The following is a 231-nucleotide window of genomic DNA, read 5'->3' as shown; positions in this document are numbered from 1 at the left end:
ACCATGCCTTGATCGAAGGCATGTTCGGCCTGCCTAAGCTGGGCCTGGTGGGCATTGGCCTGGTGACCGCCGTAGTCGCCAACTGCATGGCCCTGGCACTGATTTGGTACATCAAAATCAACCGAGCCTACGATGCTTATCCGCTGTGGGAGGGCCTGTTGCGTCCCAACCTTCAGTACCTGCGAGAACTGTGGCGCCTGGGCCTGCCAATTGGTGGCACCTATGCGGTGG

Annotated in this window: 1 pseudogene; it reads left to right on the top strand. The window is 59.7% G+C overall.

Annotation, left to right across the window (positions count from 1 at the left end):
* Nucleotides 1-231: pseudogene (locus AAEZ00_RS22275) on the top strand (hypothetical protein); the annotation flags it as partial.

The sequence above is a fragment of the Shewanella sp. S1-49-MNA-CIBAN-0167 genome, assembly GCF_040310145.1.
GTDB classification, from domain to species: Bacteria; Pseudomonadota; Gammaproteobacteria; order Enterobacterales; family Shewanellaceae; genus Shewanella; species Shewanella psychromarinicola.
Note: the sequence above shows the minus strand (reverse complement) of the source record. Positions and strands in the feature narration are given on the sequence as shown.